Source organism: Ancylobacter polymorphus, assembly GCF_030813495.1.
Taxonomy (GTDB): Bacteria; Pseudomonadota; Alphaproteobacteria; order Rhizobiales; family Xanthobacteraceae; genus Ancylobacter; species Ancylobacter polymorphus.
In genome coordinates, this window is the sequence record NZ_JAUSUI010000004.1 from 364,237 (window position 1) to 383,528 (window position 19,292).

Sequence of the window (19,292 nt, forward strand, 5' to 3'; positions counted from 1 at the left end):
TCCTCCCTCATCCCCGGGCTTGACCGGGGGATCCAGGGGGCGGGTGGGCACCACCGCTGGGTGCCCGGATCAAGCCCGGGCATGAGGGCCTGTCAGTAGGGCCGCTTTCCTTACATGGACATTCCATGCACCCCGATTCTCGGCATCCCGATCCCCGCCCGCTCGTCCTCTCGCTCACGGGCATCACCAAGCGGTTTGGGTCGCTGGTGGCGAATGACGCCATCGACCTCGATGTGCGCGCCGGGGAGATCGTGGCGCTGCTGGGCGAGAACGGGGCCGGCAAGACCACGCTGATGAGCATCCTGTTCGGCCATTACATCGCCGATGAGGGCAGTGTCTCGATCGCCGACGCCGACGGAAAGCTCGCCCCGCTGCCGGGCGGCTCGGCGCAGGCGGCGCTGGCGGCCGGCATCGGCATGGTGCACCAGCATTTCGCCCTCGCCGAGAACCTCACCGGCTTCGAGAACATCGTGCTCGGCACGCAATCGCTGTGGAGCCTCAAGCTCCGGGGGCGCGGCGCGCGGGCGAAGATCAGCCGGCTGATGGCGGAGAGCGGCCTTGCCGTCGATCTCGACGTGCCGGTGGCGCGGCTGTCGGTCGGCGAGCAGCAGCGCATCGAAATCCTGAAAGCGCTTTATCGCGATGTGCGGGTGCTGATCCTCGACGAGCCGACCGCCGTGCTCACCCCGCAGGAGGCGGACAGCCTCGCCGCCACGGTGCGGGCGCTGGCGGGGAAGGGGCTGGCGGTCATCTTCATCAGCCACAAGCTGCACGAGGTGCTGGCCCTGTGCGAGCGGGTGGTGGTGCTGCGCGGCGGCGCCAAGGTCGCCGATCGCCCGACCGCCGGGGCGGACCGCGCGACCCTTGCCGAACTCATGGTCGGCCGCGCCATTCCCCCGCGCGAGCGCCCGCCGTCGATCCCCGGCGCGCCGGTGCTGAGTCTCAAGAGCGTCAGCGTCGGTGCTCCTTCCGCGCGCGACCGGCTGGAAGACGCCGATCTTGAGGTCTGCGGCGGCGAAATCGTCGGCATTGCCGGCGTCTCCGGCAATGGGCAGGGGGCGCTGGCGGCGCTGGTCGCCGGCCTCGCGGCGCCCCGTGCCGGCGAGGCGCTGCTCGACGGGGCGCGCCTCGCGGCCGCCGATCCGGCCGGGCGTGTCGCCGCCGGGGTCGGCCGAATCCCTGAGGACCGCCACCGCGACGGCACCATCGGCGCGCTCACCGTGGCGGAGAATTTCGTGCTGGAGACCATCGCCGCGCCGGAGAACCAGCGCGCCGGCCTCCTCCGCCGCGCCGCCATCCGCGCCCGCGCGGCCGAGGCGATCAAGGCCTATGATGTGCGCTGCCCCGGCCCGGAGGCGGCGATCCGCGCGCTGTCGGGCGGCAATATGCAGAAAGTGGTGCTGGCCCGGGTATTGGAGCGGGCGCCGCGTCTCGTGCTCGCGCATCAGCCGACGCGCGGGCTGGACATCGGCGCCACGACGGATGTGCACCGAAGGCTCATCGCCGCGCGCGGGCGCGGGGCGGCGGTGCTGCTGATCTCCGAGGATCTCGACGAATTGTTCGCCCTTTCCGACCGCATCGCCGTGGTCCATGCCGGGCATCTCTCACCGGCCTTGCCGGCCGAGGGGCTGGATGTGCGTACGGTCGGGCTGATGATGGCTGGCCATGGCGTGGGGGAGGCGGCGTGATGACGACAGCCATGAAGTCCCTGCCCGGAGCCTCCGCATGATCCGCTTCGTGCCCCGCGCCCGCACCCCGCTCTGGCTCACCCTTGCCGTCTCCATCGGCGCCGGGCTGGCGGCGCTGGCGCTCACCGCCATTCCGCTGGCGCTCACCGGCGCCCCGGTCTTCACCGCCTTCGCCCTGATGGCGCAGGGCGCGGCCGGCAACGGCTTCGCCCTGGCGGAAACGCTGACGCGGGCGACGCCGCTCATCTTCACCGGCCTCGCCGCCGCCGTCGCCTTCCGCGCCAAGCTGTGGAACATCGGCGCCGAGGGCCAGCTCTATGCCGGGGCGCTCGCCACCGTGGCGCTGGGCGCCGGGCTGATCGAGGCGCCGGCCTATGTGCTGGTGCCTTTGGTGCTGATCGGCGCCGCGCTGGCCGGGGCGGTTCTGCTGCTGGTGCCGGTGCTGTTCAAGACCCGCTTCGGCGCCGACGAGGTGGTGGTGACGCTGCTGCTCAATTTCATCGTGCTCCTGTTCGTGCAGATGATGCTGGAAGGGCCGATGAAGGACGAGATGGCGCTCGGCTGGCCGCAATCGGCGCCGGTGCTGGATGAGGCGACACTGCCCAAGCTGGTCGCCGGCTGGCGCCTGCATTGGGGGCTGGTGCTCGCCATACTCGCCGCGGTGGGGCTGCACATCTTCATCACCCGCACCGTCTGGGGCTTCCGCTTGCGGGCGGTGGGCGAGAATGCCCGCGCCGCGCGCTATGCCGGCCTGCCCGTGGGCAAGGCGATGGCGCTGGTCGGCCTGCTCTCCGGCGGGCTCGCGGGCCTTGCCGGGGCGAGCGAGGTCGCGGGGCTGAAGGGCTATCTGACCGCCGACCTCTCGCCCGGTTTCGGCTATGCCGGCATCGTGGTGGCGACGCTGGCCAATCTCTCGCCGCTCGGCGTCATTCCCGCCGCGATCTTCGTCGCCGGCGTGTTCGTCGGCGCGGATTCGATGAGCCGGGCCATCGGCGTCTCCAACTATCTCGCCGATCTCGTCGTCGCCTTCGCCCTGCTCAGCGTGCTGGTCGGCGGGCTGCTGACGCGCTTTCGCATCGTCTTCGTCCGCCGGGGGACCGCCTGATGTGGGAGGCGCTGGATATTCTCACCCAGGCCAATTTCTGGGCCGCGACGCTGCGCATCGCCACGCCGCTGATCTTCGGCGTGCTCGGCGCGCTGCTGTGCGAGCGGGCCGGGGTGCTCAATCTCGGCATTGAGGGCATCTTCGTCGCCGGCGCGCTGTCGGGCTGGCTGGCGGTCTATCTCGGCCTGCCGCTCTGGGGCGGGGTTCTGGTCGCGGCCGGCGTGGGGGCGGCGTTCGGGCTGCTGCACGGCGTGCTCACCGTGCCGCTCGGCTTGTCGCAGCACGTCACCGGCATCGGGGTGACGCTGCTCGCCACCTCGCTCGCCTATTTCGGCTACCGCGTGGCCTTTCCCAATGTGGCGACGCCGCCGCGCATCGAACCTTTCGCCCCGCTCGACGTGCCGGTGCTGGGGGAGTTGCCCTTCATCGGGCCGATCCTCGCGCAGCAGACCGGCTTCACCGTGCTGGCCTTTGCCTGTGTCGGCGGGCTCGCCTTCGTGCTTGCCCGCACGCCGCTCGGCCTCGCGCTCCGGGCGGTGGGCGACAATCCGGAAGCGGTGGAAGCGCAGGGGCTTTCCGTCGTCGGGCTGCGCATCGGCGCGGTCATGGCCGGCTCGGCGCTGATGGCGCTGGGCGGGGCGTTTCTCACTTTATCCGCCTTCAACGCCTTCTATTTCGGCATGATCAACGGGCGCGGCTGGGTGTGCATCGCGCTCACCGTCTTCGCCTCCTGGCGGCCGGGCAAGGCGCTGCTGGGCGCCCTGCTGTTCGGCGCGCTCGACGCCTATCAGCTGCGGGTGCAGACCATCGCCGGTGGCGTGGTGCCGAGCCAGATTTTCCTCATGCTGCCCTATATCTTCTCCATCGCCGCGCTGGTGCTGGTCGCCCGCCGCGCGGATTACCCGCGCGCGCTGATGAAGCCCTATTTCAAGGGCCAAAGGTGAGTCTGGAGTTCCCATGAGCATCGACCTTCTCGTCAAGAATGCCCGCCTGCCGGATGGGCGCGCCGGCATGGACATCGCCTGCGAGGGCGGCCGCATCACCGCCGTCGAGCCGGGCATCGAGGCCGAGGCCGGGCGCGTCATCGAGGCGGATGGCCGGCTGGTCACGCCGCCCTTTGTCGATGCGCATTTCCACATGGACGCCACGCTCTCGCTTGGCCTGCCGCGGCTCAACCAGTCCGGCACGCTGCTGGAAGGCATCGCGCTGTGGGGCGAGCTGAAGCCGCTGCTGACGCATGAGGCGGTGATCGAGCGGGCGCTGCGCTATTGCGACCTCGCGGTGAGCCAGGGCCTGCTCGCCATCCGCTCCCATGTCGACATCTGCGACGACCGGCTGCTGGCGGTCGAGGCGCTGCTCGACGTGAAGGAGCGGGTGAAGGACTATATCGACCTGCAACTCGTCGCCTTCCCGCAGGACGGCTATTACCGCTCGCCGAATGCGGCGGAGAATCTCGACCGCGCGCTCGACATGGGCGTCGACGTGGTCGGCGGCATCCCGCATTTCGAGCGCAGCATGGCCGATGGCGCAGCCTCGCTGAAGGCGCTGTGCGAGATCGCCGCCGCGCGCGGGCTGCGGGTCGATATCCATTGCGACGAGAGCGACGATCCCCTCTCGCGCCATATCGAAACGCTGGCCTATGAAACCCAGCGCCTGGGGCTGCAGGGCCGGGTGGCGGGGTCGCACCTCACCTCCATGCACTCCATGGACAATTACTATGTCTCCAAGCTCATTCCGCTGATCGCGGAAGCGGGCGTGCACGCCATCGCCAATCCGCTGATCAACATCACCTTGCAGGGCCGGCACGACACCTACCCGAAGCGGCGGGGCATGACCCGGGTGCCGGAGCTGCGCGCGGCCGGCGTGAATGTCGCCTTCGGCCATGACTGCGTGATGGACCCCTGGTACTCGCTCGGCTCCGGCGACATGCTGGAAGTGGCGCATATGGCGCTGCATGTCGGCCAGATGACCTCGCGCGAAGCGATGACCTGGTGCCTGGAAGCCGTCACCACCAATCCGGCGGCGATCATAGGGCTGGAGGGCTACGGCCTCGCGCCCGGCTGCAACGCCGATTTCGTGCTGCTGCAGGCGGCCGATGCGATCGAGGCGATCCGGCTGAAGGCGGTGCGGATGTTCGTGGTGCGGCGCGGCCGGGTGATCGCCGAGGGCATGCCGCGTGTCTCTGTGCTCGATCTGCCCGGCCGGCCGGGGCTGGTCGATCCGGCCGCCTATGCGCCGGTGGCGGCGGGCTGACGCCCGCCTCACCCGCCCGGCGGCAGCACGATCACCGTCGGCTTTTTCGGCAGCGTCGCGCGCGAGAGCACGAGTTCCGGGCTCTCGCGTCGCTCGATCGCATAGTCCCGCCCGGCGAAGCGGGTGAGGAAGTGGTTCAGCGTGCCCTCGTTGAAATAGTGCATCGGGATGATGACGGGGACTTCCAGCGCTTTCAGCACCTCGATCACGCCGTCAATGTCGAGCGTGTAGCTGCCATCGACCGGCGCCAGCACCACATCGAGCCGGCCGAGCGCGCCGATATCCTCTTGCGTGAGCGTGTGGTGCAGATGGCCGAGATGGGCGATGCACAGATCGGCGGCGCGGAAGACGAAGATCGAATTGCCGTTGCGGATCGTCTCGCCCTGCCAGTCGCGGATATTGGTCGGCAGATTGCCGACCCAGAGGTCGCCGATGTCGAGATCGTAGCGCGCCGGCTCGCGGTCTTCGCGCCAGCCCTTGAGCACATATTCGATACCGGGATCGGGGTTCAGCGAATAATGGGTGGAGTGCGCCCGGTTCATGGTGGCGACGCGCGGCACCACGGAGGGGCGGACATAGTCATTATAGTCGGTCGCCACCGTCACCCCGCCGGCGGTCTCGATGAGAAAGGTGGAGTGGCCGATATAGGTCAGCCCCACCTGGCGCGGGCCCACATAGGCGGCGGGCAGGGCGCGCGGCGCGAGGCGCTGCAGAAACGGGTTCTCCGCCACCAGCTTCGGGCAGCGTTCCGCCTGGGCGTGGGCGGGGCTCGCGGCGATGAGCGCGGCGAGGCCGAGGAGCAGGGCGGAGCCGAGAGCGGCGATACGCGGCAGGGGGCACGGCATGGGCGGGGCTCCGGGCTGGCGTCCGGAGCATCATCAGCCCTCCCTTGCGTCAGGGCGAGTCACAGTTCCGTGGCGGTGCGGCCGTGGCCGGTCACGGCCGCCCTCCGGCCGGGCGGCTCAGCGCAGGAACGGATTGGTGCGCTTTTCCAGCGCGATATTGGTGGCGCTGCCATGGCCCGGCAGCACGGTGAAGGCGTCGCCGAGCGGCAGGATCTTCTCCTTGATGCCCTTGATGAGCAGCGGCCCGTCGCCATAGGGGAAATCGGTGCGGCCCACCGAGCGCTGGAACAGCGTGTCGCCGACAATGGCGAGGCGGTTGTCGCGGTTGACCAGCACGATATGGCCGGGCGTGTGGCCGGGCACATGCAGCACCTCGAACACCACGCCGCCAATATCGACCGTCTGGCCTTCCTCCAGCCAGCGGTCCGGCGTCACCACCCGGCCGGGAATGCCGGTGCGCTCGCCATCGGCGGGCAGGTTGTCGAGCAGGAACTTGTCGCCCTTATGCGGGCCTTCCACCGGAATCTTCAGCGTTTCCGCCAGTTCCGCCGCGCCGGCGGCGTGGTCGATATGGCCATGGGTGAGCACGATCTTCTCGGCCGTGACTTCCAGTTCCTCCAGCGCGGCGAGAATGCGCGGCAGGTCGCCGCCCGGGTCGATCACCGCGCCCCGCTTGGTGGTCTCGTCCCAGACGATGGAGCAGTTCTGCTGGAACGGAGTGACGGGAACGAGGGCGACCTTGAGTTCGGGCATGGGGGCTCCTTGGCGACAGGCGGCGCGAATGTGGTCGAACACGCCCCGCCACGCAAGGCGGCGCCTTGTGGCGTAACGGCGCCAATGCTATCCCGCCCGGCATGAGCACCGAGCCGATTTCCAACATCCGCAACTTCTCCATCGTCGCCCATATCGACCATGGGAAGTCGACCCTTGCCGACCGCCTGATCCAGATCACCGGCGGATTGTCGGAACGCGAGATGTCCGAGCAGGTGCTCGACAATATGGATATCGAGCGCGAGCGCGGCATCACCATCAAGGCGCAGACGGTGCGCCTGTCCTACAAGGCCAAGGACGGGCAGGATTATGTGCTCAACCTCATCGACACGCCCGGCCATGTCGACTTCGCCTATGAGGTGAACCGCTCGCTCGCCGCCGTCGAGGGCTCGCTCCTGGTGGTCGACGCCTCCCAGGGCGTCGAGGCGCAGACGCTGGCCAATGTCTATCAGGCCATCGACAATAATCACGAGATCGTGCCGGTCCTCAACAAGGTCGACCTGCCGGCCGCCGAGCCGGAAAAGGTGAAGGCGCAGATCGAGGACGTGATCGGCCTCGATGCGTCCGATGCCATCCTCATCTCGGCCAAGACCGGCATCGGCATCCCGGACGTGCTGGAAGCCATCGTCACCCGCCTGCCGCCGCCCAAGGGCGACCGCGAGGCGCCGCTGAAGGCGCTGCTGGTGGATAGCTGGTACGATGTCTATCTCGGCGTCGTCGTGCTGGTGCGCATCGTCGACGGCGTGATGAAGAAGGGCCAGCGCATCAAGATGATGCAGACCGGCGCCGTCTACGAGGTCGACCGCGTCGGCGTGTTCACGCCCAAGCTCACCGTGATGTCGGAACTCGGCACCGGCGAGATCGGCTTCCTCACCGGCTCGATCAAGGAAGTGGCGGATACGCGCGTCGGCGATACCATCACCGAGGAAAAGCGCCCCACCGCCGAGGCGCTGCCGGGCTTCAAGCCGGCGCAGCCGGTGGTGTTCTGCGGCCTGTTCCCGGTCGACGCCGCCGATTTCGAGGATCTGCGCGCCGCCATGGGCAAGCTGCGCCTCAACGATGCCAGCTTCTCCTTCGAGATGGAAACCAGCGCCGCGCTCGGCTTCGGCTTCCGCTGCGGCTTCCTCGGCCTGCTGCATCTGGAAATCATCCAGGAGCGGCTGGAGCGCGAGTTCAATCTCGACCTGATCGCCACCGCCCCCTCGGTCATCTACGAGATCGAGATGAACGACGGCAGCGTGCTGGAACTGCACAATCCCGCCGACATGCCGGATGTGGTGAAGATCAAGGAAATCCGCGAGCCGTGGATCCGCGCCACCATCCTCACCCCGGACGACTATCTCGGCTCGGTGATCAAGCTGTGCCAGGACCGGCGCGGCAGCCAGATCGAGCTGACCTATGTCGGCGCACGCGCCATGCTGACCTATGACCTGCCGCTGAACGAGGTGGTGTTCGACTTCTACGACCGGCTGAAGTCGATCTCCAAGGGCTACGCCTCGTTCGACTACCACATCACCGATTACCGCGTCGGCGACCTCGTGAAGATGTCGATCCTGGTCAATGCCGAGCCGGTGGACGCGCTCTCCATGCTGGTGCACCGCACCCGCGCCGAATATCGCGGCCGCGCCATGTGCGAGAAGCTGAAGGACCTGATCCCGCAGCATCTGTTCCAGATTCCGATCCAGGCCTCGATCGGCGCCAAGATCATTGCCCGCGAAACCATCCGCGCGCTGCGCAAGGACGTGACCGCCAAATGCTATGGCGGCGACATCACGCGTAAGCGCAAGCTTCTGGAGAAGCAGAAGGAAGGCAAGAAGAAGATGCGCCAGTTCGGCCGCGTCGAGATTCCGCAGGAAGCCTTCATCGCCGCGCTGAAGGTCGACGACTGAGTCGCACCCGACGCGCCGCGATCGGCTCGTTATTTCCGTAAATGCTGATACGCTGAATGTCCGAACGTTTTTGCGCTAAGGGCAATTCGTTCGTGTGCGTATTAGTTACGGAAAATAAACGGGGGGCTAACAGTGATTACGATTACGGTCAGCAAGAACTCTGCGTCGGCATCCATTTCCGGTGGCGATGGTGGTCCGGGGACCATCGTCGGTACGGTGGGAATTTCGTATAATTGGTCTCTTCCCATCGGCCAGCTAACAAATGAAACCGATAGCGCCATGGTGGTCCAGACCTTGAACAGCGTCATGGAAACGGTCGGCGGCGTGACGCAGACCACCTCCCAGTCGCTGCCGCTGGACGCCGGGGGCGGCTATGACGGTGACGGCATCACGCTCGGCGGCACGGGTCTCGGCGCCGATCCCGGCGGCGGGCAGTTGCAGGTTCATGGAAGTTATATCGACCTCTCCGACGTGTTCGATCCGAATTTCGCTGATTTGTCCTGTCTTCCCGTCGGCAGTTTCTTCGCAACGCCCGTCGCCGGCGTCACGAAGCACAACGTCGTGCTTGTCATCACCGAGTGAAATCCGGAGGGCGAACCTCTGAAAGCAACGCGGCCGGGCGTCGAGCCCGGCCGCGGAGATGTGTGACTGTCGCGCCGCCGCGTCAGATGACGTAGGGCGGCACGTTGTAATAATCATCGACCTTGCGGCCCCAGTCGCGCTCCGACCATGAACGGTCGTCGGAACTGGCATGGTGCGGGGCGCCTGTCAGCTGCTCCTCGGTGAGATCCACGACATAGCCGTCGAGGGTCTCGTCATATTTGAGCAGCGACCAGGGCAGCGGGTAATAGTCCTCGCCGAAGCCGAGGAAGCCGCCGAAGCTCATCACCGCATAGGCGGTCTGGCCGGTCAGCTTGTCGATCATCACCCGCTCGATGCCGCCGATCCGCTCGCCATTCGGGCGGTAGACCGCCGTGCCTTCCACCTTGTCGCTGCCGATCAGCGTGCGGGTCTCGCGCGCGTCGACATTCTGCTGCGTCGTCTGCATGTTGGCCTCCCATGTTGACAGTCTCGTTCTGTCAACGGCTTGAGCCCGCCCCGGTTCCTCCGCGTCGCCGGCGGCGTGTGGGGCGATGCGACCAGAAATCGGCGGTTGGCGTGGGCACCCGGTGCCCGATATCGTCGCGCCGGCTTCAGCACAGGGAGAATCACCATGACGGACGGGACGAGCGGCTGGCGCGCGGATCGCCGCGCGGTGCTGTTGGGCGGCGCGGCGGCCCTGCTGACGGCGGCCGGAGGCTGGCCGGCGCAGGCGCAGCAGGTGGCCGAGACCGAGGTGGACAAACTGAAGCCCGGCCAGTTCGCCTGGTTTCCCGACCGCGCGCCGGAGGGCTTCGTCGCCATCATCGTCTCGCTGCCGGACCAGCGCTGCTATGTCTACCGCAACGGTGTGCGCATCGGCGTCTCCACCGTCTCGACCGGGCGGGAAGGGCACGAAACCCCGGTCGGCGTGTTCGTCATCCTTGAGAAGGATGTCGACCACCATTCCTCGCTCTATAACGACGCCTCCATGCCCTATACGGAAATGCTCACCTGGTCCGGGGTGGCGCTGCATGCGGGCGGGCTGCCGGGCTACCCGTCCTCGCATGGCTGCGTGCACCTGCCGCTCGACTTCGCCAAGCTGCTGTTTTCCATCACCCATTACGGCACGCCGGTGATTATCGCCGACTCGCATTCCGAGCCGGTGGATGTGCTGCATCCCGGCCTCGTGCTGCCGGCCGATGCCACGGCGGCGATCGCCAAGGCCGACCCCAAGAATAGCAACGGCACGCCCGACACCGAGGCGGCGCCCGACCCGGCGCAGGACGCGGTGACGATGATCGTCAGCCAGGCCGACATGGCGCTGACCGTGCTCAAGGACAGCGCGGTGGCGTTCACCGCCCCGGTGACGATCCGCGACCCGCAGACCCCGCTCGGCAATGTCGTCTATGTCCTGAAGAATGTCGGCGGCGAGGTGTCGTGGACGGCGCTGTCCTTCGAGGGCTATGGCGCGACGGGGGGCAAGGCCGCCGCCGCCATCGACCGCGTGACCGTGGCGGCGAGCGCCAACCAGCAACTGGCCAAGCTGCTGGTGCCCGGCTCCACCCTGTTCGTCACCGAGCTTTCCGCCAAGCCGGACACGCGCTCGGACAAGGACTTCGTCATCCTCTCGCAGGCGGCGAACTGATGCGGCGGCTGCGGCGCGCGGGGCTCGCCGCGCTGGCCCTTGTCCTCGCGGCGGGCGCGGCGCAGGGGCAGACGCCGGAGGCCGGCCGGCTCGACACGCTGCCGGCCAAGCAGGTCTTCGGCGCGGCCAAGGCGCCGGCGCCGCTGGAAGCCCGCGCCATCGGCTTCTATTCCAAGGGCTGCCTCGCCGGCGCGCAGGCGCTGCCGGTCAATGGCGCGACCTGGCAGGCGATGCGCCTGTCGCGCAACCGCAATTGGGGCCATCCGAACCTCATCGCCTTCCTGGAGCGCTTCGCCGCCGCCGTGCCCGGCGTCTCGCAATGGCCGGGCATACTGGTGGGGGACATGTCGCAGCCGCGCGGCGGGCCGATGCTCACCGGCCATGCCTCGCACCAGATCGGCCTCGACGCCGACATCTGGCTGACCCCGATGCCGAAGCGCGAATTCACTCGCGACGAGCGCGAGAAGGTCGCCGCCACCATGATCGTGCGGAAAGACCGGCTCGATGTGGATGCGGCGGTGTGGACGCAATCGCACGTCGCCGTCATCAAGGCGGCGGCGCAGGACCCGGAGGTCGAGCGCGTGCTGGTCAACGCCGCGATCAAGAAGGCGCTGTGCCGGGATGCGAAGGGCGACCGCGCCTGGCTGCAGAAAGTGCGGCCCTATTGGGGGCACGACTACCACATGCATGTGCGGCTCTCCTGCCCGGAAGGGGCGAAGGACTGCCGCCCGCAGGATCCGGTGACGCCGGGCGAGGGCTGCGGGCCGGAGCTCGACTGGTGGTTCTCCGACGCCAATCTCCACCCCAAGCCTCCGGCGACCCCGCCCAAGCCCAAGCCGCCCATGCTGATGAAAGACCTGCCCGACGCCTGCCGGCAGGTGGTGCTGGCGCCGTAGGAGATCTCGGCAAGGCTGCCGGCGCACATGAAGGTCATCGCTCCCTCTCCCCGTCGGGGAGAGGGGTGGGGTGAGAGGAATCTGAAGCTTGCCGGATCGTGGCCTCTCACCGACCCGCTTCGCGGGCCACCTCTCCCCAGCGGGAAGAGGGAGAGTGATCCGGTCTTACCGGAAGGACCGGCAACTACCCCCGCCCGTCCGCGAGGATCATCCCCGCCGCCTTCTCCGCGATCATGATGGTCGGCGAATTGGTGTTGCCGGAGACGATGGTCGGCATGATCGAGGCGTCGGCGACGCGCAGGCCGCGAACACCGAAAACACGCAGCCGCGAATCCACCACCGCCAGCGGGTCGGAGGCAAGGCCCATCTTCGCCGTGCCGACCGGATGGAAGATGGTGGTGCCGATATCCCCGGCGGCGCGGGCCAGCGCCTCCTCGCTGTCGTCGATGGACGGGCCGGGCAGAAACTCCTCCGGGGCGAAGGGCGCCAGCGCCTTCTGGCGGACGATGCGCCGTCCGGTGCGCAGGCTGTCGGCGGCGACGCGCCGGTCCTCTTCGGTGGCGAGATAGTTCGGCTGGATGCGCGGGGGGGTGGCGCTGTCGGCGCTCGCCAGCGTCAGCGTGCCCCGGCTTGTGGGGCGCAGATTGCACACGCTCATGGTGAAGGCGGGGAAATTGTGCAGCGGCTCGCCGAATTTGCCGAGCGAGAGCGGCTGAACGTGGAATTCGAGGTCGGCACGTTCCAGCTCGGCACGCGAGCGGGTGAAGATGCCGAGCTGCGAAGGCGCCATGGTCAGCGGCCCGCGCTGGAACAGGGCGAAGTCGAGCCCCATCTTCGCCCGGCCGAACAGCGAATGGTACTGTTCGTTCAGCGTCGGCACGCCGGACACCTTGTAGATCATCCGCAATTGCAGATGGTCCTGCAGATTGGCGCCGACGCCGGGGAGTGCGCGCGCCACGGCGATTCCATGGCGTGCCAGCTCCTCGCCCGGCCCGATGCCGGAGAGCTTGAGCAGATGCGGCGAGCCGATGGCGCCGGCGGCGAGGATCACCTCGCCCTGCGCCCGCGCCACCTTGGTGACGCCGTTCTGCCGGTAGACCACGCCGGCGGCGCGGCCGTCCTCGATCAGCACCCGCTCGGTGTGGCAGGAGGTTTCCAGCCGCAGATTGGGGCGGGAGAGCACGGGTTTCAGGAAGCCGCGCGCGGCGCTCCAGCGAAAGCCGCGCTTCTGGTTCACCTGGAAATAGGACGAGCCTTCATTATCGCCGGTGTTGAAGTCCGGAATCGGGGGAATGCCCGCCTGTTCGGCCGCCACCCGCACCGTGTCCAGCAGCTTCCAGGTAAGGCGCGGCGCCTCCACCCGCCATTCGCCGCCGCCGCCATGGAATTCGCCCGCGCCGAGATAATGGTCCTCATGCCGCTTGAACACGGGCAGCACGTCGTCCCAGCCCCAGCCGTCGAGCCCGAGCTGGCGCCAATGGTCGTAATCCGCCGCCTGGCCGCGCATATAGATCATGGCATTGATGGCGGAGGAGCCGCCAAGGGTCTTGCCGCGCGGGTAGTTCAGCGCCCGCCCATTCAGCCCGGCTTCCGTCTCGGTCTTGAAGCACCAGTCGGCGCGCGGGTTGCCGATGGCGAAGAGATAGCCGACCGGGATGTGGAACCAGATCCAGTTGTCGCGCCCGCCGGCCTCCAGCACCAGCACCCGGTTCTTCGGGTCGGCGGAGAGCCGGTTCGCCAGCACGCAGCCGGCCGAGCCGGCGCCGACCACGATGTAGTCATAGGTTTCGGAAGAGGCGGGGCTGACGGCGGACATGAAACACCTGCGGGGGAAAGTGGTGTCGGCAACCTGCCGCCCGCCACCGCCCCCCGCAATGTGAAAATCCGCGCAACCGCTGTGGTCGGGGCCGTGTCGCCCCGTCGGGCGTCAGAACTTGTAGCTCAGGCCAAGACGAAGGTCGTTGGTGCTGTAGCTCTGGTTCACCGTCAGATTGGAATAATAGGGAAGTAAGGAGGATACGTCGCCATAGTCGGTGTAGCGATACTCGATACGGGCCAGGATGTTATCGGTGACGGCGTATTCGAGCCCGCCGCCGACCGTCCATCCCGACACGCTTTCCGAAGGCGACACCCGGTCGCCCGGCGCCATGAAGGAGCTCTCGACCGAGCCGAAGGCATAGCCGGCGGTCACGAAAGGCAGGAACCGGTCGAAGGCGTAGCCGACACGCGCGCGCACCGAGCCGAACCATTGCAGCTCGTGCTTCGCCGAGACCTCCCAGGCCGCGGGACCGAAGATCGAGGAGACGGAACCGGAGGAGTCCAGACTCCCGCCATTGATGTCCGCCTCGATGCCGACGACCAGATTGGAGGCGAACTGGTAATTATAACCGGCGAAGCCGCCGCCGAAGACGCCGTTCGGGCTGCCGGAGGCGGAGAGGTAGTCGGGCAATCCGGGCAGGGAGAGCGAGCTTTCGGCATCGCCCCAGCTGTAACCGACCTGCCCGCCGAGATAGAGGCCGGTCCAGCTGAAGGCGGGCACATAGGCCACCGCCTTCAGCACCGGCGCGGGCGCCGGCGGCAGGTCCGCCGCGAAAGCGGACCCCGAGGCAACAAGCAACGTCGCAGCGATAGCCAAGGCCTTCATGACGTCCCCCAACGTTCGTCGCGGCTCCCCACGAAGCCTGCGGAACAATGCCTTCGGCAGGGTTGGCCTCGCCTTGCCTCCGGGTGAAGAGAAGAACCTTCGCAACCATGGCGTCAAGCATTACCATCCGGAAACACGTGCGACCGCGCGTTTACGAGGCAGCGTGACGTTAGGGCATCACTGTTGCCGCCTTCCGGTCCGTCATCCGTCAACGAGGGCGGGCGTGGCCGGGCCTATTGCTTCAGCTTGCTGGCGAACAGGCCGATGGTCTTCACATAGACCTCCGCCTTGTTCCAGCCGAGCAGAGCCTGATAGTTCGGCTCGCCCGGCCCCCAGCCGGCGCCGGGGCGCCAGCCATGGCCGCGCAGATAATTGGCGGTGGAGGCCAGCACGTCCGGCGCGCTGCGCACGAGATCGGCGCGGCCGTCGCCGTCGAAATCGACGGCGTATTTCACATAGGACGAGGCGAGGAACTGGGTCTGGCCGATCTCCCCGGCCCAGGCGCCGCGCATCTCGTCGAGGGTGAGGTCCCCATGCTGGTAGATGCGCAGCGCGTCGAGGAGCTGCGCGGTGAAGAAGTCGGAACGCCGGCAGTCATAGGACAGGGTAGCGAGCGAACGCAGGATCGGCATCTTGCCCTTGTTGACGCCGTAATCGGTCTCCAGCCCCCAGATCGCCACCAGCACCTCGCCGGGCACGCCATAGCGCTGCTCGATGCGCGCGAGGGTGGAGGCGTATTGCTGCATCTTCTTCTTGCCGGTGGAGATGCGCCCGGCGCTGATGCGGCTGGCGGCGAACTGCTCGAAGCTCACCTTGAAATGCTTCTGGTTGCGGTCGAGCCGGATAACGGTCGTGTCGTAGGTCACGCCGTCGAGCGCGCGCAGCGCGCCGGCGGAAATCCCCTGCGCCTGCGCCTCGCGCTTGAAGGCCGGCAGCCAGGCGGAAAAGCCCGAGGCGTCATTGCCGCAGGGCGCGGCCCCGGCCGGAGCCAGTGCCACGGGAACAAGACACAGGGCGGCGATGCCACCCCGCCAGAACCGCTTGAACATGCCTGCGATCATCCTCGTCTCCCGCGCGACCCCGTGCCCCAGCATGACGCAGGGGAGTGAACGGGTCGTTTCACCTTGGCGTCAACGGGCGTACTGCGGGCCCGTTTGAAAATCCCTTGGGAGGCCGTCATCCCGGCCGCAGCCGAAGGCTTCGAGCCGGGATCGTCCACCCCGATACCGAGCGATCCCGGACAGGACCTGCGGTCCTTCCGGGATGACGCCAGGAGAAAGCTCCCGGCAGGCCCTCAAATGCCGATGCGGCCGAATCCCGGCAGCTTGATGCCCGGCCGGCGCAGGTCGAGCCCGGCGACGGCGCCGAGGAAATTGACCTCGATGCCTTCCACCCAGGCGACGGTGAACCCGAGATAGCCGTCGAGCGTCACCCGGAGGCCGGTGCGCGAGGGCGCGAGCCCGAACCAGTCGCCATCGACGGGATAGTCCTTGCCGATGGCTGTCGGGGGCAGGGTAACGCCGAGTTCCGGCACCTGCCCGATCACATGGGCAGTGAAGCTGTTGGAGTTCGGCCCCGGCCAGACATGGTAGTCGCCGGCCTTGCCATAGGGATAGGAGGCGACCGCCGCCCGCAGCTTCGGAATCAGCCGCTCGGCCTCTTCGCCGGTCGCCTCGAACACGATTTCCGGGTCGTTGCCATACCAGCGCCCGTCCGGTGCATAGCCATTATGCCGGATCGGCCGGCCCCAGCCGACCTTGTCGTAGCGCTCATAGGCCCCCGCGCCCGGCTCCTTGAACACGATCCAGCTATGCACGGCGAAGATGCCGCGCCAGCGCCCGACGCGGGCGGCATAGATGCGCACCATCGCTTGCGGGTGGGCGTCGGCCGCCGGCAGCGTGCCGGTGCTGGACCAGTCGGCGCTGCCCCAACTGCGCGACCAGTCGGCCGTCTGCCACTGCACCAGCGCATGCGCGCCGAGCGGCAGGATGAAGAGCAACAGGAAACCGAGGAGCATGAGACGGAGGGCTTTCAGCATCGGCCGCGAACATGGCTCCCAAGCCTAGGCATTTAAAGGGGAAGCGCCGGCCGCGCGCGAAAACGTGTCCGCCCTAGCGGTCCATGTCGGTGCCGCGCGCGCCCGCTCTGTCTTGCGCGCGTCGCCCCATAGGGGTCAGATGGCGCGGCGTGCGGTTCGAAAGGGGAGGCGGCATGGACGGCGGAACCAGCTTCTTCGGCGAGCTTCTCGGCAGCATTGCCGAGCGCGGACGTGCGCTGCTGGATCTCGGCCGCGAGCGCCGGTCCACCGGCGAGGCGCGGACCGCCAGCGTTGCCGAACTGTGCGAGCGGCTGCTCTCCGGGCAGGGGGAAGCCTCCGGCGTCGCGCTGGCGCAGGAGATTCTTGCCGCCTATGCCGGGCTGCGCAGCGGCGAGCGCATCGCCTTCTTTGAAACCTTGGCGCAGGATTTCGGCCCCGATGCCGCCCGGCTGGACAAGGCGCTGGCGGCCTACGCCGCCCATCCCGGCGCGCGCAGCGTGGCGGAGATTCATTTTGCCAGCGAGCCGCGCCGGCAGGAACTGATCCGCCGCTTCAACCTTGCCCCCGGCGCCACGGCCCGGCTGGTGGCGATGCGGGCCGATCTTCTCGGTTTCCTGCGGCGCCGCCCCGACCTCGCCGAGGTCGACCGCGACTTCGTTCACCTCTTTGCTTCCTGGTTCAATCGGGGGTTCCTCGTGCTGCGCCGGATCGACTGGTCGACCCCCGCCAATGTCCTGGAAAAGATCATCCGCTACGAGGCGGTGCACGAAATTCGCGACTGGAACGATCTGCGCGCCCGCGTCGACTCACCCGACCGGCGCTGCTATGCCTTCTTCCATCCCGCACTGGTCGACGAGCCGCTGATCTTCGTCGAAGTGGCGCTGACGCGCGAGACGCCCTCCGCCATTGCCCCGATCCTCGACACCGCCCGCACGCCGCTGGCGCCGGAGACCGCACGCACGGCCGTGTTCTATTCCATCTCCAACTGCCAGACCGGGCTTGGCGGCGTCAGCTTCGGCAATTTCCTCATCAAGCAGGTGGTGGCGGAAATCTCCCGCGAATTCCCCAATCTGAAGGAGTTCGTCACCCTCTCCCCCGTGCCCGGCTTCCGCGCCTGGGTGGAGGCGCAGCTTGCCGACCCGGCCTCCACCGTGCTCACGGCGGAGCAGCGCACCGCGCTCGCAGGCATTGAGGGCACGCAGGCGCCCGAGGCTGCGGCGCGTGAGGCGCTGCGCCCGGTGATCGAGACGCTGGCGGCGCATTATTTCCTGATCGCACGCTCGCCGAAGGGAAAGCCGGTCGATCCCGTGGCGCGCTTCCACCTCGGCAATGGCGCGCGGCTGGAGCGTCTCAACCCGTTCGGCGACCTCTCGGCGCGCGGCATGGCGCAGTCCTACGGGCTGATGGTGAATTACCGCTACATCGCCGAGGACATCGAGAAGAACCACGAGGCATTCTTCGATCGCGGCACCATCGTCGCCAGCCCGCAGGTGCGCAAACTCGCCCGCGCCGAGGAGACGCCGAAGCCGCCGGCGCTGCGCGAGGTGGCCGGTTAACGACAGGCGGCACCGGCCCCGCGCGCTTGACAGGGCGGCAGCCCTTATGCCCGATGCCGCAAGGCGGACCGGCGGGGGCTCGCCGTGCAGGCGGAGCGTTCCATGCGGTTTCTACCCCATCTCCTCAAGCGGTTCGTCCATAAGGGCCAGCTGACGGTCATCGAGCCCAATGGCACGCGCACCGTCTTCGGCAGCGGCGAGGACGGGCCGAATGTGGTGATGCGGCTGAAGGACGAGAAGCTCGACCGCGAGCTGTTCTTCAACCCCGAGCTCGTCTCGGCCGAAGCCTATATGGACGGAAGGCTGACCTTCGAGGACGGCTCCACCGTCTATGATTTCCTCATGCTGTTCTCGGTCAACCGGCGCGGCCTCGCCTCGCATCCGGTGCAGCAGGCGCTGCGGCGCTCCTGGCGCGCGCTCAAGCGCTGGCACCAGTCCAACCCGCTGGGCCGTTCGGCCAGCAATGCCCAGAGCCATTACGACCACCCGCCCGAGTTCTACCGGCTGTGGCTCGATTCGCGCATGATCTATTCCTGCGCCTATTTCCCCACGCCCGAGGCTTCGCTGGAAGAAGCGCAGGAGGCCAAGCTGCGCCACATCGCCGCCAAGCTGAAGCTGGAGCCGGGGATGAAGGTGGCCGAGATCGGGTCGGGCTGGGGCGCGCTCGCCATCTATCTCGCTGAACTCGGCGTGCATGTCACCGCGATCAACGTCGCCACCGAACAGCTCGCCGAATCGAAGAAGCGCGCCGAGGCGGCCGGCGTCGCCGACCGCATCACCTTCTTCGAGCGCGACTATCGCGAGCTCACCGGCCGCTTCGACCGCATCGTCTCCGTCGGCATGATGGAGCATGTCGGCGTCAATCATTTCGACGACTATTTCAACACCATCAAGCGGCTGCTGGCGCCGGGCGGCTTCGCCATGATCCATGCCATCGGCCGCATGTCGCCGCCCGGCTCGACCGCGCCGTTCATCCGCAAATACATCTTCCCCGGCGGCTATGTGCCGGCCATGTCGGAAGTGTTCACCTCGCTGGAGCGGGTCGGGCTGTGGACGGCCGACTGCGAGATCCTGCGCCTGCACTATTACTGGACCATCCGCCACTGGCGGCAGAACTTCGAGGCCAAGCGCGGCGAGGTGGTGGCGATGATGGGCGAGCGCTTCGCCCGCATGTGGGAGTTCTACCTCGTGGCGGTGGAACTCGGCTTCCTGCATGGCTCGAACATGGTGTTCCAGCTGCTGCTCTCCAATGAGCGCGACGACGTGCCTGTTATCCGCGACTTCATCACCGATGGCGAAAGGGCGCTGGCGGCGCGGCCGGTTCCCTAGACGGGCGAAATTGGGCGGACGGAACGGGGAACCCGGCGAGGGGTATTGCGT

At 67.8% G+C, this 19,292-nt stretch carries 17 protein-coding genes; 10 read left to right on the forward strand and 7 right to left on the reverse strand.

Annotated elements, in window-relative coordinates:
* The first annotated feature begins 125 nt into the window (after positions 1-125).
* The 4 genes from J2S75_RS11440 to J2S75_RS11455 are packed head-to-tail and all read left to right on the forward strand — an operon-like array spanning position 126 to position 5,046.
* Positions 126-1,688, forward strand: a complete 1,563-nt coding sequence (locus tag J2S75_RS11440) for an ABC transporter ATP-binding protein (RefSeq protein WP_307019978.1) — start codon at positions 126-128, stop codon at positions 1,686-1,688.
* A 37-nt stretch (positions 1,689-1,725) separates the two neighbouring features.
* A complete protein-coding gene (locus J2S75_RS11445; RefSeq protein ID WP_307019979.1) occupies positions 1,726-2,793 on the forward strand; it encodes an ABC transporter permease in 1,068 nt (355 codons plus the stop codon).
* Entirely contained in the window at positions 2,793-3,737 is a 945-nt protein-coding gene (locus tag J2S75_RS11450; protein WP_307019980.1) for an ABC transporter permease, read from the forward strand. Before J2S75_RS11445 ends, J2S75_RS11450 begins: the two co-directional genes overlap by 1 nt.
* A 13-nt stretch (positions 3,738-3,750) precedes the next feature.
* Complete coding sequence (locus J2S75_RS11455) at positions 3,751-5,046, forward strand: amidohydrolase family protein (protein WP_307019981.1); 1,296 nt, start codon at positions 3,751-3,753, stop codon at positions 5,044-5,046.
* An 8-nt stretch (positions 5,047-5,054) separates the two neighbouring features.
* Here J2S75_RS11455 and J2S75_RS11460 read toward each other — a convergent pair whose 3' ends face one another.
* Both J2S75_RS11460 and J2S75_RS11465 read right to left on the reverse strand, forming a co-directional pair.
* Positions 5,055-5,891 (reverse strand): MBL fold metallo-hydrolase, encoded by an 837-nt coding sequence (locus J2S75_RS11460; protein ID WP_307019982.1) that lies wholly within the window; start codon positions 5,889-5,891, stop codon positions 5,055-5,057.
* Between the two features lie 117 nt (positions 5,892-6,008).
* A complete protein-coding gene (locus J2S75_RS11465; protein WP_307019983.1) occupies positions 6,009-6,644 on the reverse strand; it encodes an MBL fold metallo-hydrolase in 636 nt (211 codons plus the stop codon).
* Between the two features lie 101 nt (positions 6,645-6,745).
* Here J2S75_RS11465 and lepA point away from each other — a divergent pair, with 101 nt between their 5' ends.
* Complete coding sequence (lepA, locus tag J2S75_RS11470) at positions 6,746-8,551, forward strand: translation elongation factor 4 (RefSeq protein WP_307019984.1); 1,806 nt, start codon at positions 6,746-6,748, stop codon at positions 8,549-8,551.
* Between the two features lie 132 nt (positions 8,552-8,683).
* Positions 8,684-9,133, forward strand: a complete 450-nt coding sequence (locus J2S75_RS11475; protein ID WP_307019985.1) for a hypothetical protein — start codon at positions 8,684-8,686, stop codon at positions 9,131-9,133.
* A gap of 82 nt (positions 9,134-9,215) precedes the next feature.
* Here J2S75_RS11475 and J2S75_RS11480 read toward each other — a convergent pair whose 3' ends face one another.
* Positions 9,216-9,599 carry a PRC-barrel domain-containing protein gene (locus tag J2S75_RS11480; RefSeq protein WP_307019986.1) on the reverse strand — a complete coding sequence of 128 codons (384 nt, stop codon included), beginning with the start codon at positions 9,597-9,599 and terminating at the stop codon, positions 9,216-9,218.
* Positions 9,600-9,764: 165 nt separating this feature from the next.
* Between J2S75_RS11480 and J2S75_RS11485 the strand changes: the two genes are divergently transcribed.
* A complete protein-coding gene (locus tag J2S75_RS11485) occupies positions 9,765-10,778 on the forward strand; it encodes a L,D-transpeptidase (RefSeq protein WP_307019987.1) in 1,014 nt (337 codons plus the stop codon).
* Positions 10,778-11,674: a penicillin-insensitive murein endopeptidase gene (gene mepA / locus J2S75_RS11490; protein ID WP_307019988.1), complete on the forward strand. Its 897-nt coding sequence runs from the start codon at positions 10,778-10,780 to the stop codon at positions 11,672-11,674. Before J2S75_RS11485 ends, mepA begins: the two co-directional genes overlap by 1 nt.
* Positions 11,675-11,858: 184 nt before the next feature.
* On the opposite strand, the gene J2S75_RS11495 is transcribed toward mepA, so the two are convergent.
* The 4 genes from J2S75_RS11495 to J2S75_RS11510 form a co-directional block, all read right to left on the reverse strand.
* Entirely contained in the window at positions 11,859-13,490 is a 1,632-nt protein-coding gene (locus tag J2S75_RS11495; protein WP_307019989.1) for a GMC family oxidoreductase, read from the reverse strand.
* Between the two features lie 111 nt (positions 13,491-13,601).
* On the reverse strand, positions 13,602-14,318 hold the full coding sequence (locus J2S75_RS11500) for an outer membrane protein (protein ID WP_307019990.1): 717 nt from the start codon (positions 14,316-14,318) through the stop codon (positions 13,602-13,604).
* Positions 14,319-14,551: 233 nt separating this feature from the next.
* A complete protein-coding gene (locus J2S75_RS11505) occupies positions 14,552-15,379 on the reverse strand; it encodes a lytic murein transglycosylase (RefSeq protein ID WP_307019991.1) in 828 nt (275 codons plus the stop codon).
* 233 nt (positions 15,380-15,612) lie between these two features.
* A complete protein-coding gene (locus J2S75_RS11510) occupies positions 15,613-16,356 on the reverse strand; it encodes a DUF3750 domain-containing protein (RefSeq protein ID WP_307019992.1) in 744 nt (247 codons plus the stop codon).
* Between the two features lie 173 nt (positions 16,357-16,529).
* Between J2S75_RS11510 and J2S75_RS11515 the strand changes: the two genes are divergently transcribed.
* Together J2S75_RS11515 and J2S75_RS11520 are read left to right on the forward strand one after the other, a co-directional pair.
* On the forward strand, positions 16,530-17,912 hold the full coding sequence (locus tag J2S75_RS11515) for a malonyl-CoA decarboxylase (RefSeq protein ID WP_307019993.1): 1,383 nt from the start codon (positions 16,530-16,532) through the stop codon (positions 17,910-17,912).
* 102 nt (positions 17,913-18,014) lie between these two features.
* Positions 18,015-19,241, forward strand: coding sequence for an SAM-dependent methyltransferase (locus J2S75_RS11520; protein WP_307019994.1), 1,227 nt, complete (start codon positions 18,015-18,017; stop codon positions 19,239-19,241).
* Positions 19,242-19,292: the final 51 nt, after the last annotated feature.

Bases quoted from the DNA above. Each gene is read 5' to 3' on its own strand.
- mepA (WP_307019988.1), top strand. From the start codon at position 10,778: ATGCGGCGGCTGCGGCGCGCGGGGCTCGCCGCGCTGGCCCTTGTCCTC.
- J2S75_RS11465 (WP_307019983.1), bottom strand. From the start codon at position 6,644: ATGCCCGAACTCAAGGTCGCCCTCGTTCCCGTCACTCCGTTCCAGCAG.
- J2S75_RS11495 (WP_307019989.1), bottom strand. From the start codon at position 13,490: ATGTCCGCCGTCAGCCCCGCCTCTTCCGAAACCTATGACTACATCGTG.
- lepA (WP_307019984.1), top strand. From the start codon at position 6,746: ATGAGCACCGAGCCGATTTCCAACATCCGCAACTTCTCCATCGTCGCC.
- J2S75_RS11485 (WP_307019987.1), top strand. From the start codon at position 9,765: ATGACGGACGGGACGAGCGGCTGGCGCGCGGATCGCCGCGCGGTGCTG.
- J2S75_RS11510 (WP_307019992.1), bottom strand. From the start codon at position 16,356: ATGCTGAAAGCCCTCCGTCTCATGCTCCTCGGTTTCCTGTTGCTCTTC.
- J2S75_RS11500 (WP_307019990.1), bottom strand. From the start codon at position 14,318: ATGAAGGCCTTGGCTATCGCTGCGACGTTGCTTGTTGCCTCGGGGTCC.
- J2S75_RS11455 (WP_307019981.1), top strand. From the start codon at position 3,751: ATGAGCATCGACCTTCTCGTCAAGAATGCCCGCCTGCCGGATGGGCGC.
- J2S75_RS11515 (WP_307019993.1), top strand. From the start codon at position 16,530: ATGGACGGCGGAACCAGCTTCTTCGGCGAGCTTCTCGGCAGCATTGCC.
- J2S75_RS11440 (WP_307019978.1), top strand. From the start codon at position 126: ATGCACCCCGATTCTCGGCATCCCGATCCCCGCCCGCTCGTCCTCTCG.
- J2S75_RS11460 (WP_307019982.1), bottom strand. From the start codon at position 5,891: ATGCCGTGCCCCCTGCCGCGTATCGCCGCTCTCGGCTCCGCCCTGCTC.
- J2S75_RS11450 (WP_307019980.1), top strand. From the start codon at position 2,793: ATGTGGGAGGCGCTGGATATTCTCACCCAGGCCAATTTCTGGGCCGCG.
- J2S75_RS11480 (WP_307019986.1), bottom strand. From the start codon at position 9,599: ATGCAGACGACGCAGCAGAATGTCGACGCGCGCGAGACCCGCACGCTG.
- J2S75_RS11505 (WP_307019991.1), bottom strand. From the start codon at position 15,379: ATGATCGCAGGCATGTTCAAGCGGTTCTGGCGGGGTGGCATCGCCGCC.
- J2S75_RS11520 (WP_307019994.1), top strand. From the start codon at position 18,015: ATGCGGTTTCTACCCCATCTCCTCAAGCGGTTCGTCCATAAGGGCCAG.
- J2S75_RS11445 (WP_307019979.1), top strand. From the start codon at position 1,726: ATGATCCGCTTCGTGCCCCGCGCCCGCACCCCGCTCTGGCTCACCCTT.